The organism is Herbaspirillum huttiense, from assembly GCF_047300815.1.
Classification (GTDB): Bacteria; Pseudomonadota; Gammaproteobacteria; order Burkholderiales; family Burkholderiaceae_D; genus Herbaspirillum; species Herbaspirillum huttiense_A.
In genome coordinates this window covers 1476901-1490718 of the sequence record NZ_CP178608.1, presented here as the reverse complement: position 1 = coordinate 1490718, position 13818 = coordinate 1476901, and the positions used below count along the sequence as shown (strand labels likewise).

Genomic DNA, 13818 nt, shown 5'->3' with positions numbered 1-13818 from the left:
CGCAATCACTACGTAACCGAAAATGCAAACAGCCAGGCAGATGCCTGGCTGAGTGTTGTTTTTTCATCATTACTCTGCAGCAAATCACGCTGCACAAGCAGTTTGTCCGGCTTACATGTTTTCGATCATGGCTTCACCGAAACCGGAGCACGACACCTGCGTCGCCCCTTCCAGCAAACGCGCGAAATCATAGGTCACGCGCTTGGCCGAGACCGACTTCTGCATGGCCGTGATGATCAGGTCCGCAGCCTCGATCCAGCCCATGTGGCGCAGCATCATTTCTGCCGAAAGAATGCTGGAACCGGGGTTCACGTAATCCTTGCCGGCATACTTCGGAGCGGTGCCGTGGGTGGCTTCAAACACGGCCACCGAATCGGACATGTTGGCACCCGGTGCAATGCCGATACCGCCGACCTGGGCCGCCACGGCGTCGGAAATGTAGTCGCCGTTCAGGTTCATGGTGGCGATGACGCTGTATTCCGCCGGGCGCATCAGCACCTGCTGGAAGAAGGCATCGGTGATGGCATCCTTGATGACGATCTGGCGGCCGGTCTTGGGGTTCTTCAGACGCATCCACGGGCCATCGTCGATCAGTTCGGCGCCAAACTCGCGGCCGGCCAGCGCATAGCCCCAGTCACGGAAAGCACCCTCGGTGTACTTCATGATGTTGCCCTTGTGGACCAGCGTCACCGAAGGCTTGTCGTGGTCGATGGCGTACTGGATGGCCTTGCGCACCAGGCGCTCAGTGCCTTCGCGCGAGACCGGCTTGATGCCCAGCGCCGAGGTCTCCGGGAAGCGCAGTTTCTTGACACCCATCTCGCGCGTCAGCAGCTCGATCAGTTTCTTCACTTCCGGGGTGCCGGCCTGCCATTCGATGCCGGCGTAGATGTCTTCGGAGTTCTCGCGGAAGATCACCATGTCGGTCTTCTCGGGCTCCTTCAGCGGCGAGGGCACGCCCTTGAAGTAGCGCACCGGGCGCAGGCAGACGTAGAGGTCCAGTTGCTGGCGCATGGTCACGTTCAAGGAACGGATGCCGCCACCGACCGGCGTGGACAGCGGCCCCTTGATCGACACCAGGTACTCCTTGAGCACCTCCAGCGTTTCCTCGGGCAGCCAGGTATCGGCCCCATAGAGCTTGGTCGACTTCTCGCCTGCATAGATTTCCATCCAGTGGATCTTGCGCGCACCGCCGTAGGCCTTCTCCACCGCGGCATCGACCACCTTGAGCATCACCGGCGTGACGTCCACGCCCACGCCATCGCCCATGATGAAGGGAATGATGGGGTTGTTGGGGACATTGAGGGTGTCATCGGCATTGGCGGTGATCTTGCGCCCTTCTGCAGGCACTTGGATATGTTGGTACGACATCGTGGTCTCCGACGGTTGAGGCGGTAGCGTTAGGAAGCATCAGCGGCAAGGCCCATGCAGATCGGCAAGGACCTTGCATGAATTGCCATGCAAGCGGGGAATTTTAAGAGATTTCCGGATTTTCAGCCGGGAAAATTCCGGATTGCAATCAGCCAGTCTTATATAAGACATAGGACTTATCCAATTGATTATGCATCAGGATTTTACGCAAGGCCATCTTTTTGCGACACTAGCGCATGCCTTTGATCCTCTTCAACAAACCCTTCGGCGTGATGAGCCAGTTCTCCGCCCATCCCGAGCGCCAGACGCTGGCCGATTACCTCGACATTCCCGACATCTACCCTGCGGGCCGGCTCGATGCCGACAGCGAAGGCCTGCTGCTGCTCACCGATGACGGCAAGCTGCAGCACGCCATCGCCCATCCGCGCCGCAAGCAGCCCAAGACCTACCTGGCACAGGTGGAAGGGCTGGCCACACCGGAAGCGCTGCAACGCCTGCGCAATCCGCTGGACCTGGGCGACTTCGTCACCCAGCCCGGAGAGGCCCGGTTGATCCAGGAGCCGTCCTGGATGTGGCCGCGCACGCCACCCATCCGCCAGCGTGCCCACCAGCCCACCAGCTGGATCGCCCTGACCATCAGCGAAGGCAAGAACCGCCAGGTACGCCGCATGACGGCGGCCGTGGGCCTGCCGACGCTGCGCCTGGTGCGCATCGCCATCGGTCCTTTCTCGCTGGCAACCCATCCGGTGATGCCGGGCGAATGGCGCGAAGTCGATCCACAGGAACTGGATGCCTGAGCGCCGTGTGAACAATGTGGCAAGGTTTGAAGCATTCCGGGCTGCACACTTCTTCCCGAAACCTCATAAAAAAGATCCAAAGTGGTGTCAACCTTCATACGTGCGCGCCGTTATTGGCAGTGATTCGCACGAATCATCGTTTGCCTCACATCCCTAACATGTTGAATTGAAGGACGCAAAATGAAAAAATTGATCGCCGCTCTGATCGCTGGTCTGTTCGCCACTGCTGCTTTCGCACAAGCTCCGGCCGCACCTGAAGCGCCGAAGGCTGAAGCCGCTGCTCCGAAGGCAAAGAAGGCCAAGAAGGCAAAGAAGGCCAAGAAGGCAAAGAAGGCAGCTGAAGCTAAGTAATTAGCGTCCGCACTCAGAAAAGGCAGGCTAGTCCTGCCTTTTTTCATGTCCGCACGGTTCAGGCGAGGCGCGCCATGGCCTTCCACGCCGGTCAGCACCCTGCTCCCGTCGTACACACCCTGCCCCGCTGCTGCTATCCTGCCCGATCCGAATCCCGATTGATAAAGAACATGCGCCAATCTTCACTTTCCCGACTTTCCCGTTTCTTCATGCACAGCGCCGTCGCCCTGCTGGCCGTCGGCAGCCTCTCCACCGCCGGCGCGCAGACGCCGCCGGTGCGCAAGTTTGCCACCACCCAGCTCAACATCGGCATCCACCTGATCAAGGCCGAAGTGGCCCAGACCGAAGCCGAGCGCGAGCAAGGCCTGATGTTCCGCGAAAAGATGGGCGACAACGAAGGCATGCTGTTCCTCTTCGGCCAGCCGGCCGGGGTATGCATGTGGATGAAAAATACGCTGATCCCGCTGTCGGTGGCCTTCATGGACGAAAAAGGCGTCATCATCAACATCGAGGAAATGAAGGAACAGACCCTGGATTCGCACTGTGCCAAGCGCGCGGCGGTCTATGCGCTGGAGATGAACAAGGGCTGGTTCAAGCAGAAGAGCATCAAGCCCGGCACCAAGATCGAGGGATTGCCCCAATAAGGCATCCGGGCTGCAGCGGTGGCTGCGGCCCGTTATCTCGCCAGCGACATACTGGAGACGGCCGTGGAAAACCGTCGCCCAAACGCAAAAAACCGCTTGAAATCAAGCGGTTTTCTTGTACTGCAGCCTGAAGCGGGCGGGGCCGCGCTTCAGTTCAAGCCAAGTTGCAATTAAGCAGCCAGGGCCTTCAGGGCAGCAGCCAGGCGGCTCTTGTGGCGAGCGGCCTTGTTCTTGTGAATGATCTTCTTGTCGGCGATGCTGTCGATGGTCGACACGGAAGATTGGAACACGGAGGTTGCTGCAGCCTTGTCGCCGGCGGCGATGGCCTTGCGAACTGCCTTGATTGCGGTGCGCAGGGTCGAGCGCTGGCTCGAGTTGTGAGCGTTTTGCTTGACTGCTTGACGAGCACGCTTACGTGCCTGTGCGGTATTTGCCATGAAAATTATCCTAAATCGAGAGTCGTTTGCGCCGCAAACCCCGAGGACTCGCGATGCCAAATTCTGTAAAGCATCGGATTATAACGAGATTCCCGTGACAAGGCAATCAACTTGTCTGCTTCTACCGTAAACACGGTGACATCCGTTGCGATGCCACCGCACTGCTGCAGATTTCCGCAAAGAAATTCAGGCCTGCCGCCGAACCTGTCGCCAAGGTACCGAGTCTATTGCGCCGTGCAGCAGGGGATTGTCCTTTCCTTCATATCGCCACCGAACCGCCCTTATCCAGGGCCTGCTCCATCCCTGTCGCGCTCCCGCACCAATCCTTGCCAATGCAGCAAAAGCACCGCTGCCCACCGCTATAATGCCGCTCCATGAATCTGCATAAAACCCTCGCCGCCATCTCCGGCATGACGATGCTCTCGCGCATCACCGGGCTGGCCCGGGAAATCCTGTTTGCCCGCGCCTTCGGCGCTTCCGCCTACACCGACGCCTTCAACATCGCCTTCCGCATTCCCAACCTGTTGCGCCGGCTCTTCGCTGAAGGCGCCTTCTCGCAGGCCTTCGTGCCCATCCTGGCCGAATACAAGAACCGCCGCGGCCTTGAGGAAACCAAGCACCTGGTGGACCACGTGGCCACGGCCCTGATGTGGGTCATGCTCTTGACCTGCGTGGCCGGCATCGTGGCCACCCCGTTCGTGGTCTATTTCATCGCCACCGGGCTGCAATACAACCCGGAGGCCTTCAACGCCTCGGTGCTGATGACCCGCATCATGTTCCCCTACATCGGCTTCATGGCCTTCGTGGCGCTGGCCGGGGGCATCCTCAATACCTGGAAGGAATTCAAGATCCCGGCAGTCACCTCGGTGCTGCTCAATGTGGCCTTCATCGTGGCTTCGCTCTTCGTGGCCCCCTTCATGGAACAGCCCATCTACGCGATGGCCTTCGCGGTGCTGGTGGGCGGCATCCTGCAGGTGGCCATCCAGGTACCGGCGCTGATCAAGATCGGCATGCTGCCGCGCCTGTACTGGAACCCGCTGCTGGGCCTGCGTGACGACGGCGTCAAGCGCGTGCTCAAGAAGATGGGGCCCGCCGTCTTCGCCGTCTCGGCCGCGCAGATCAGTCTGATGATCAATACCAACATCGCCTCGCGCCTGGAGCACGGCAGCGTCTCCTGGCTCAGCTATGCGGACCGCTTGATGGAGTTCCCCACCGCCCTGCTGGGCGTGGCGCTCGGGACCATCCTGCTGCCCAGTCTCTCCAACGCCCATGCTGCCGAAGACATGGACGAATATTCGGCCTTGCTGGACTGGGGGCTGCGCCTGACCTTCATGCTGGCCATGCCCTCGGCCGTGGGTCTGGCCACACTCTCCGAGCCGCTCACGGCCACCCTGTTCCACTATGGCCGCTTCGATGCGCTCTCGGTGACCATGGTCGGCCACGCCTTGGTGGCCTACGGTGTCGGCCTGATCGGCCTGATCGTGGTGAAGATCCTGGCTCCCGGCTTCTATGCCAAGCAGGATATCCGCACCCCCGTCATCATCGCCGTGGGCGTACTCATCGCCACCCAGCTCATGAACAGCGTCTTCGTGCCCATGTTCTCGCACGCCGGCCTGGCCTTGTCGATCGGCCTGGGGGCCTGCCTCAATGCCCTGTGCCTTTACATCGGCCTGCGCCGCCGCCAGATTTACGTGCCGCGTCCCGGCTGGGGTCTGTTCCTGGTCCGCCTGACGGGCGCGCTGCTGGTAATGGCCGGCGTGGCGCTGTGGATCTCCGGCTATTTCGACTGGGTCGCCCTGCGCGCCCATCCGGTCTTGCGCATCGGGGCGCTGCTGCTGGTGCTGGCCGTCTGTGCGGCAGCCTATTTCGGGCCCTTGTTCGCCATGGGCTTCCGGCTGCGTGAATTCAAGCGCATCGCGCGCCGCTGAGCAGCCTTGCAGGCCGCTTGAACACAAGCAATGGGCGGCCTGAAACAAGAAATTTCATTCCCGGCCAAGCAGACCTGACGCAGCGCGCAATATTTTGATAGCATGGGTGGCATGACGCTCACCTCCCTCGACTATTTTGCTTCGCTGGTGCGCCAGGACGATTCGATTCCGCTGTTCGAATCGGCCTTGACGCTGGGACAGGATTTTTATCCGGAAATGGATTTTGCCGAGGAAGAGATGGCGCTCGACACCCTGGCCGCCAAGCTCAAGCAGCGCCTGCCTTCGGATGCCTCGCAGATCCAGAAGCTGCGCATGCTGAACCATTTCTTCTTCCAGGAAATGGCCTTCGCCGGCAACGTCAACAATTACTACGACCCCGACAACAGCTACATCCACCGCGTCATCTCGACGCGGCGCGGCATTCCGATCTCGCTGGCGGTGGTCTACATCGAACTGGCCCAGCACATCGGGCTGGAGATGAAGGGAGTTTCCTTCCCCGGCCACTTCCTGATGAAGCTGTCGGTGCAATCCGGTGAAATCGTGCTCGACCCCATGAATGGGGCAAGCCTGTCGCGCCAGGAACTGGAAGAGCGGCTCGAACCCTATCTGGCCCATCAGCCCGAAGAAGATTTCGGCGATGAACTCCCGCTGGCGGCCTACCTGCGTGCGGCCCATCCGCGCGAGATCCTGGCGCGCATGCTGCGCAACCTCAAGGCCATCTTCATGGAAAGCCAGCGCTGGCAACAGGTGCTGGACGTGCAGGAGAGACTGGTGATCCTGCTACCCGAGGAAATCACCGAGAAGCGCGACCGTGGACTGGCTTATGCCAACCTCGGCCAGGCCCAGCCGGCGCTGGAGGATCTGGAAGCCTACCTGGCCCTGCGTCCCCATGCCGAGGACGCGCCCAACCTGCGGGAGATGCTGCCCGACCTGCGCGAAGCACTGCGCAAGCCGAGCTGACCGGGTCGTCCCGGTCTTCGGGGCTTACTGCTTCCCTTCGATTTCTTCCCAGCGCTCCAGGCTCACCAGCAGTTCTTCGTCGATTTCGGCGAAGCGCTGGTTCAGCTTGACGGCTTCATCTGCGCCCTTCTTGTACAGGTCCGGATCGGCCAGTTTGGCCGACAGTTCCTTCTGTTCCGCTTCCAGCGCGGCGATGCGCTTGGGCAGTTCTTCCAGCTCGCGCTGCTCCTTGTAGCTCAGCTTCTTCTTGGCCGCTACAGGGGCGGCGGCTGGTGCGGCCATGGTCGATTCGGCCTTGACCTCGTTCCTGTCGGCCGCCTTGGCAGCGGCCTTGGCGCCTGCCGAGGTTTGCGCCGGACGCTGGCGCTCCCAGTCGGAATAGCCGCCCACGTATTCACGCCAGACACCATTGCCTTCGGAGGCGATCACCTGCGTGACCACGTTGTCCAGGAACATGCGGTCGTGGCTGACCAGGAAGACGGTGCCTTCATATTCTTCCAGCAATTCTTCCAGCAATTCCAGGGTATCGATATCGAGGTCGTTGGTCGGTTCGTCCAGCACCAGCACGTTGGCCGGCTTGGCGAACAGGCGCGCCAGCAGCAGGCGGTTGCGCTCGCCACCGGAGAGCGTGCGCACCGGCGAACGGGCGCGTTCGGGCGCGAACAGGAAGTCCGACAGATAGGTCATCACATGCTTGCGCTGGCCGTTGACTTCCACCCAGTCGCTGCCCGGCGCGATGGTGTCGGCCAGGGTCGTTTCTTCATTCAATTGCGCGCGCATCTGATCGAAATACGCGACCTGCATCTTGGTACCCTGCTTGACGGTGCCGCTGTCGGGCGCTTCCTCGCCCAGGATCAGCTTGAGCAGGGTGGTCTTGCCAGCGCCGTTCTGGCCGATCAGGCCGACCTTGTCGCCGCGCATGAGGATGCTGCTGAAGTCGCGCACGATGGTCTTGGGGCCGTAGGCCTTGTTGACGTTTTCCAGCTCCGCCACGATCTTGCCGGAACGTTCACCGGTGCCCACTTCCAGCTTCACCTGACCCTGCCGCTCGCGGCGCTCGCTGCGCTGCACGCGCAGGGCTTCCAGACGGCGCACGCGGCCTTCGTCGCGGGTGCGGCGGGCCTGCACGCCCTTGCGGATCCACACTTCTTCCTGCGCCAGGAATTTGTCGAACTTGGCGTTTTCCACTTCTTCATTGGCCAGCAGCTCGGCCTTGCGGGCCTGGTAGGTCGTGAAGTTGCCGGGGAAGGAAAGAATCTTGCCGCGATCCAGTTCGATGATGCGCGTGGAGACATTGTCCAGGAAGCTGCGGTCGTGGGTGATGAAGAGGATGCTGCCCTTGAAGTCGCGCAGCAGGCCTTCCAGCCACAGGATGGAGCCGAAATCGAGGTGGTTGGTCGGTTCGTCCAGCAGCAGCACGTCGGGGTTGCCCACCAGGCCGCAGGCCAGCGCCACGCGTTTCTTCATACCGCCGGAGAGCTCGCCGATGCGGGCATCGCGGTTCAGGTTCAGCTTGTCCAGGGTGGTCTCGACCTTGTTGCCGATGGACCAGGCGTCGGCCGCATCCAGCACGGTCTGGATCTGGTGCATGCGCTCCAGCAGGGCGTCGTCATTGTCGCCGCCGAACTGGCCGGTGATGGCTTCATATTCGGCCAGGAGCGCCGGCAGCTCGCCCAGGCCCGAGGCCACGGCGTCGAAGACGGTCATCTCTTCCGGGAAATGCGGTTCCTGGTCGACGTAGGCGATCTTCAGGTTCTGCTGCATCACCAAGAGGCCATCATCGAGCTTGGAACGGCCTGCAATGATCTTCAGCAGCGAGGACTTGCCGGTGCCGTTGCGGCCGATCAGGCCGATGCGTTCGCCGGTTTCCAGCGAGAATTCGGCGTGATCCAGGAGGGCGACGTGGCCGAAAGCCAGTTGTGCGTCGGAGAGGGAAATGACTGCCATAGCGTGCGTGATCTGCGTGAATGCGTCGGCCAAAGCCGCGCAGGATGAATGCGAAAGGCGCTCGATACAGGAAAAAGCGCGAGAGCGGCATTGTACCGACTGCGCCGCACAAATGCTGATTTAAGCGCGCTCTTGCCGCTTCCGACGAGCCGGAAGGGCTGCGGCTTGCACTTTGGCAACGGGATTGATGAAAAATAACGACAAAAGCTCGAATTTCCCCGTCGTCCGGGAGCCATGTTACAACTGGTTAAGCATTGCCCGTGGCGGGCACGCCGGGCCGGCGGTGCGATGCGGTAAGATAGCGCATTCCGATTCCCGCTCATCCCATGCCTTTTTCCTCTTTGCCGGACCTGCGCCGCCAGCGCGGCTTCCTCAATCCCAACATCGCCAAGTTCATCGGTCTTTCCATCCTCGGCCTGGGCGTCGCCGCTGCCCTGCTGGTGGTGTATGCACTGATCTTCATCAACCCACGCCTGCCCTCGCTGGACCTGATCACCGACTACCGTCCCAAGGTGCCGCTGCGCATCTGGTCCGAGGACAAGGTCCTGCTCGGTGAATTTGGTGAAGAAAAACGCAGCCTGGTCAAACTGGACGACATTCCGGCCGACATGAAGAATGCCGTGCTGGCCATCGAGGACTATCGTTTCTACGAGCATGGCGGTATCGACTGGATCGGCATCGCCCGCGCCTTGGCCACCGACGTGCTGCGCGGCAGCGCCTCGCAGGGGGCCAGCACCATCACCATGCAGGTGGCGCGCAACGTCTTCCTGACCAAGGAAAAAACCTTCTCCCGCAAGCTCTACGAAGTGCTGCTGGCCAACAAGATCGAACATGCCCTGACCAAGGACCAGATCCTGGAGGTCTACATGAACCAGATCTACCTGGGCCAGCGCGCCTTCGGCTTCGCCGCCGCCGCACGCACCTACTTCGGCAAGGACCTCAAGGATATTTCGCTGGCCGAAGCGGCCATGCTGGCCGGCCTGCCCAAGGCCCCCTCGGCCTACAACCCCATCGTCAACCCCAAGCGTGCGCACATCCGCCAGCAGTACATCCTGCAGCGCATGATGGACGTGGGTTTCATCACCAAGGCGCAATATGAAAAGGCTGCCAAGGAAGAACTGAAGGTACGCGCACCGGGCAGCCAGTACAGCATCCACGCCGAATACGTGAATGAAATGGTGCGCCAGATGGTGTACGCGCAGTACAAGGAAGACACCTACACCCAGGGCTTCAACGTCTACACCACCGTCAATGCGGCCGACCAGCAGGCGGCCTACCAGGCCGTGCGCAAGGGCGTGATGGATTACGACCGCCGCCACGGCTATCGCGGACCGGAAGAAACCATCGAGCTGCCCGCCAATGCGGAAGACCGCGCCTCGGCCATTGACGACGTCATGGACGACCACCCCGACAACGACGATATCCTGGCCGCCGTGGTGGTGGCCGCCAGCCCCAAGCAGATCGATGCGGTACTGCGCAGCGGCGACAAGATCAGCATCAAGGGCGAAGCCCTGCGCTTCGTGGCCCCGGCCCTGTCGGAGAAGGCCAAGAAGGAGATCCGCATCGCACCCGGTGCCCTGATCCGCGTGATGCAGGACGCCAAGCAGAACTGGCAGGTGGTGCAGTTGCCGCAGGTGGAAGCGGCACTGGTCTCGGTGGTGCCGCAGGATGGCGCCATCCGCGCCCTGGTCGGTGGCTTCGACTTCACCCAGAACAATTTCAACCACGTGACGCAAGCCTGGCGCCAGCCGGGTTCGACCTTCAAACCCTTCATCTATTCAGCTGCGTTGGAGAAGGGTTTTGCACCGGCCTCCATCGTCAACGATGCCCCGGCCTCCTATCCGGCCGGCCCCGGCCAGCCGAACTGGGAACCCAAGGATGACGAGACCCCGGCCGGCCCCATCACGGTCCGCACTGCCCTGCAGAAGTCGGTGAACCTGGTGGCCATCCGCACGCTCGACTACATTGGCGTGCCCTATGCCAAGGACTTCATCACCGGCACCTATGGCTTCGATGCCGACAAGGTCCCGCCCTACCTGCCCATGGCGCTGGGTGCAGGCCAGACCAATCCGCTGCAGCTGTCTGCCGCCTACTCGGTGTTTGCCAATGGCGGCTACAAGATCCAGCCCTACCTGATCTCGCAGATCACCGATGCGCGCGGCAAGGTGCTGTCCAAGGCGGAACCGCTGATCGTGGGCAACGGCGCACCGCGCGTGGTGTCGGAACGCAACAGCTACATGATGACCAGCATGCTCAAGGCCGTGGCCCAGGGCGGCACCGGCGCACGCAGCAACAGCATCGGCCGCACCGACCTGGCCGGCAAGACCGGTACCACCAATGATGCCGTCGATGGCTGGTTCGCCGGTTACCAGCGCACCCTGGCCACCGTGGCCTGGATGGGCTATGACCAGCCCAAGAGCCTGGGCAGCAAGGAATTCGGCGCGCAACTGGCGCTGCCGATCTGGGTGGACTACATGGCCAAGGCCTTGAAGGGCGTGCCGCAGTTCGACCTGCCGGTGCCGGAAGGCATCCGCTTCATCGATGGCGAGCCCTATTACGACAACTTCACGCCCAACAGCGGCCTGGTGACCAATGTGGGCGTGACGGTGGTGGATGCGATCTCGAACTTCTTCGGCTGGACACCCAGCCAGACCCCGGCCGCACCGGGCAATGCGCAACCGGCACCGAACGTGCCAGGGACCTCGCAGGGTACGCCGGGGGCAGCGCCTGGCGGTTCTGTGAACCGGCCCCAGAACGAGAGCGCCCGACGCTTCCTGGACAATACCAACCAGGGACATTGAGGCCACGCCAGCGGCAGCACGAAAAAAACGGGCACTTCAGAAGAAGTGCCCGTTTCCTTTTGTCTGGCGCCCCCGACACGGATCGAACGTGTGACCTATCCCTTCATACCACTATGGCTTTCGCCACCATCAGATACATGAACGTCGTGTAACCGGATGTTTGTAGTCTGGACTATACCTTGGCCATGGACCCTGCCCTGACGGGAAGGTCGGAAGGCCGGAGCCGTCTAGTCTCTACACCTTCCGGCTTCCGAAGAAACCGGCTTGGCTCGGTATTGCCAGCAGCCGCTGCAAACGTGCCTGCATGCGCTGTCAGGGTTCACCGACTTTGACTCCATTCAGGCGGCGCCTTTCGGCATCCGCTGCCCAATTTGACTTAGGAGGGGATCGCTCTATCCACTGAGCTACGGGGGCAAACAAGGCCGCTATTGTATCTGCTGCGCCCGGCCTTGCAAAGCCGCAAGCGCGGCGCCCGCATGGACTACAATAGGCCGATGCGCTCGCCCACGAAAAATATGAAGAAGCTTGCAGCCGCCGCCCTGGGGACACTGATCGCGGGCGGCGCGGCCATGGCCCAGACCACCGCTGAAAAACCGCGCGCCATACCGGGCATGGCCGAACGCATGGCCGCCTGCATCGCCTGCCATGGCAAGGAAGGGCGCGCTACCGCCGATGGCTACTATCCGCGCATCGCCGGTAAACCAGAGGGCTATCTGCTGAACCAGCTGCAGAGTTTCCGCGATGGCCGGCGCCGCTATCCGATGATGAATTACCTGCTGGGCCATCTTTCTGACGATTACCTGCAGCAGATCGCCCTCTTCTTCGCCGACAAGCATCCACCCTACCCGCCGCCGGTGCCGGCCGATGCGGGCACCGCAGTGCTGGAGCGCGGACGCCTGCTGGTCAGCCAGGGCAAGCCCGCTCAAGGCATTCCGGCCTGCGCCAGTTGCCACGGGGCTGGCTTGACCGGCGTGCAGGCCGCCATTCCAGGATTGCTGGGCCTGCCGCGCGACTACATCAATGCGCAACTGGGTGCCTGGCGCAATGGCGAACGCACGGCCAAGGCGCCGGATTGCATGGGCGAGATCGCCCGGGCATTGAGCCCGGAAGAAATCAATGCTGCCAGCAGCTGGCTGTCGTCCCAGCCGGTCCCGGCCGACTATGCGCCTGCGCGCACGCTGCCCAAGCCTTTGCCGGTGGCCTGCGGCAGCATGCCGGGGGCGGCACGATGAATAAGACCTTGCGCCTGGGACTGGGAATCCTGCTGGGCAGCGCGCTGACCGTAGTGGTGCTGGCCGGCGGGGTGATCGCCTGGCAAAGCCTGCGCAGCGGAGATCCCGGTGTGGCGGTCGCGGTGGCCGATCCGCAGGCGCAGCGAGTCAGGGGCCAATACCTGGCGCGTGCCGGCAATTGCATGGCCTGCCACACGGCGCGCGGCGGTGCGGCCTATGCAGGTGGACGCGCCATCACCACGTCGTTTGGCACCTTCTATACCACCAACCTCACGCCCGACAAGGCCAACGGCCTGGGGGACTGGAATGCGGACGACTTCTGGCGCGCCCTGCACCACGGACGCGGACGCGACGGCCGCTTCCTCTATCCCGCCTTCCCCTACACCAGCTACACCAGCCTGACCCGCGAGGACAGCGATGCCCTGTTCGCTTACCTGCGTGCACTGGCACCGGTCGCTCAAGCAAATCGTTCACATGATGTGCGCTTCCCCTACGACCAACGCCAGCTGCTGGGGCTATGGCGCGCATTTTTCTTCACACCGGCCGTCTACCAGCCTGATCCGGCCCGCTCCGCGCCATGGAATCGTGGCGCTTACCTGGTGCAAGGTGCCGGCCACTGCAGTGCCTGCCATAGCGCGCGCAACAGCCTGGGGGGCAGCATCGCCCCGCTGGCGCTGGAAGGCGGCATGATCGCCGGCCTGGACTGGTATGCGCCCCCCTTGCACGGCGGTGACGGCGGCCTGGGCAGCTGGAGCGAGGCCGACATCGCTGCCCTGCTCCGGACGGGGGTCTCGCCGCGCGGCAACTCGCTGGGGCCGATGTCGGAAATCGTCGGGCGCAGCCTGCAGTATCTGAACGATGAAGACATCAATGCCATGGCGGTCTACCTGAAGTCGCTGCCGGCCCAGCCCCTGCCCTCTGCCAGCACCGCCGCGCAGCCGGAGCCCGCCGAAGCGGAACGCATCCTCAAACAAGGCAAGAAGCTCTATGGGGAATTGTGCGTGGACTGCCACGGCGGCAAGGGCCAAGGCAGTGCCCCGGACTATCCGCCGCTGGCGGGCAACCACGCCATCGGCGGGCCACAGCCGGTCAATGCCATCCGTGCGGTGCTCAATGGCGGCTTCCCGCCCTCGACGGCCGGCAATCCCTATCCCTTCGGCATGCCGCCCTTCGGTCCGCAACTGAGCGACCAGGAAGTGGCGGCATTGGTCTCCTATGTCCGCAACAGCTGGGGCAACCAAGGGGGATTCGTTTCGGCGTCAGACGTGAACCGCTATCGCAGCGTGCCGCTGGACTGATCAGATGCAAAAAAGGCGATCCGGGGATCGCCTTGTTCATTCATCTTGCTGGCAG

11 protein-coding genes are annotated in these 13818 nt (G+C 62.3%); 8 read left to right on the top strand and 3 right to left on the bottom strand.

Translation table 11 applies throughout. The features are described from left to right. Positions 1-111: 111 nt before the first annotated feature. Positions 112-1368: an NADP-dependent isocitrate dehydrogenase gene (gene icd / locus ACLRDN_RS06800; protein WP_413459524.1), complete on the bottom strand. Its 1257-nt coding sequence runs from the start codon at positions 1366-1368 to the stop codon at positions 112-114. Between the two features lie 236 nt (positions 1369-1604). Between icd and ACLRDN_RS06795 the strand changes: the two genes are divergently transcribed. The 3 genes from ACLRDN_RS06795 (at position 1605) to ACLRDN_RS06785 (ending at position 3160) form a co-directional block, all read left to right on the top strand. Further along, positions 1605-2165 carry a pseudouridine synthase gene (locus ACLRDN_RS06795; RefSeq protein WP_413459523.1) on the top strand — a complete coding sequence of 187 codons (561 nt, stop codon included), beginning with the start codon at positions 1605-1607 and terminating at the stop codon, positions 2163-2165. Between the two features lie 180 nt (positions 2166-2345). After that, entirely contained in the window at positions 2346-2516 is a 171-nt protein-coding gene (locus ACLRDN_RS06790; protein ID WP_006463172.1) for a hypothetical protein, read from the top strand. Positions 2517-2686: 170 nt separating this feature from the next. After that, the gene (locus tag ACLRDN_RS06785; RefSeq protein ID WP_413459522.1) at positions 2687-3160 is read left to right on the top strand and encodes a DUF192 domain-containing protein; all 474 of its coding nucleotides are present in this window, start codon (positions 2687-2689) and stop codon (positions 3158-3160) included. A gap of 170 nt (positions 3161-3330) precedes the next feature. Here the strand turns inward: ACLRDN_RS06785 and rpsT are convergent, their stop codons facing one another. After that, positions 3331-3597 carry a 30S ribosomal protein S20 gene (rpsT, locus tag ACLRDN_RS06780; protein ID WP_006463174.1) on the bottom strand — a complete coding sequence of 89 codons (267 nt, stop codon included), beginning with the start codon at positions 3595-3597 and terminating at the stop codon, positions 3331-3333. A gap of 374 nt (positions 3598-3971) precedes the next feature. On the opposite strand from rpsT, the gene murJ reads away from it, so the two are divergent. After that, a complete protein-coding gene (gene murJ, locus ACLRDN_RS06775; protein WP_413459521.1) occupies positions 3972-5525 on the top strand; it encodes a murein biosynthesis integral membrane protein MurJ in 1554 nt (517 codons plus the stop codon). A gap of 111 nt (positions 5526-5636) precedes the next feature. Then, complete coding sequence (locus tag ACLRDN_RS06770) at positions 5637-6485, top strand: SirB1 family protein (RefSeq protein WP_145606487.1); 849 nt, start codon at positions 5637-5639, stop codon at positions 6483-6485. A 24-nt stretch (positions 6486-6509) separates the two neighbouring features. Here the strand turns inward: ACLRDN_RS06770 and ACLRDN_RS06765 are convergent, their stop codons facing one another. After that, positions 6510-8432 (bottom strand): ATP-binding cassette domain-containing protein, encoded by a 1923-nt coding sequence (locus ACLRDN_RS06765; RefSeq protein ID WP_413459520.1) that lies wholly within the window; start codon positions 8430-8432, stop codon positions 6510-6512. Between the two features lie 326 nt (positions 8433-8758). On the opposite strand from ACLRDN_RS06765, the gene ACLRDN_RS06760 reads away from it, so the two are divergent. The 3 genes from ACLRDN_RS06760 (at position 8759) to ACLRDN_RS06750 (ending at position 13763) form a co-directional block, all read left to right on the top strand. Beyond that, positions 8759-11233 carry a penicillin-binding protein 1A gene (locus ACLRDN_RS06760; protein WP_413459519.1) on the top strand — a complete coding sequence of 825 codons (2475 nt, stop codon included), beginning with the start codon at positions 8759-8761 and terminating at the stop codon, positions 11231-11233. Positions 11234-11748: 515 nt separating this feature from the next. Next, a complete protein-coding gene (locus tag ACLRDN_RS06755) occupies positions 11749-12465 on the top strand; it encodes a c-type cytochrome (RefSeq protein ID WP_413459518.1) in 717 nt (238 codons plus the stop codon). Further along, positions 12462-13763 (top strand): c-type cytochrome, encoded by a 1302-nt coding sequence (locus tag ACLRDN_RS06750; protein WP_413459517.1) that lies wholly within the window; start codon positions 12462-12464, stop codon positions 13761-13763. Before ACLRDN_RS06755 ends, ACLRDN_RS06750 begins: the two co-directional genes overlap by 4 nt. Positions 13764-13818 lie beyond the last annotated feature (55 nt).

Coding starts and splice junctions, on each gene's coding strand:
- icd (WP_413459524.1), bottom strand. CDS start 1,368: ATGTCGTACCAACATATCCAAGTGCCTGCAGAAGGGCGCAAGATCACC.
- ACLRDN_RS06760 (WP_413459519.1), top strand. CDS start 8,759: ATGCCTTTTTCCTCTTTGCCGGACCTGCGCCGCCAGCGCGGCTTCCTC.
- ACLRDN_RS06750 (WP_413459517.1), top strand. CDS start 12,462: ATGAATAAGACCTTGCGCCTGGGACTGGGAATCCTGCTGGGCAGCGCG.
- murJ (WP_413459521.1), top strand. CDS start 3,972: ATGAATCTGCATAAAACCCTCGCCGCCATCTCCGGCATGACGATGCTC.
- rpsT (WP_006463174.1), bottom strand. CDS start 3,597: ATGGCAAATACCGCACAGGCACGTAAGCGTGCTCGTCAAGCAGTCAAG.
- ACLRDN_RS06765 (WP_413459520.1), bottom strand. CDS start 8,432: ATGGCAGTCATTTCCCTCTCCGACGCACAACTGGCTTTCGGCCACGTC.
- ACLRDN_RS06770 (WP_145606487.1), top strand. CDS start 5,637: ATGACGCTCACCTCCCTCGACTATTTTGCTTCGCTGGTGCGCCAGGAC.
- ACLRDN_RS06795 (WP_413459523.1), top strand. CDS start 1,605: ATGCCTTTGATCCTCTTCAACAAACCCTTCGGCGTGATGAGCCAGTTC.
- ACLRDN_RS06755 (WP_413459518.1), top strand. CDS start 11,749: ATGAAGAAGCTTGCAGCCGCCGCCCTGGGGACACTGATCGCGGGCGGC.
- ACLRDN_RS06785 (WP_413459522.1), top strand. CDS start 2,687: ATGCGCCAATCTTCACTTTCCCGACTTTCCCGTTTCTTCATGCACAGC.
- ACLRDN_RS06790 (WP_006463172.1), top strand. CDS start 2,346: ATGAAAAAATTGATCGCCGCTCTGATCGCTGGTCTGTTCGCCACTGCT.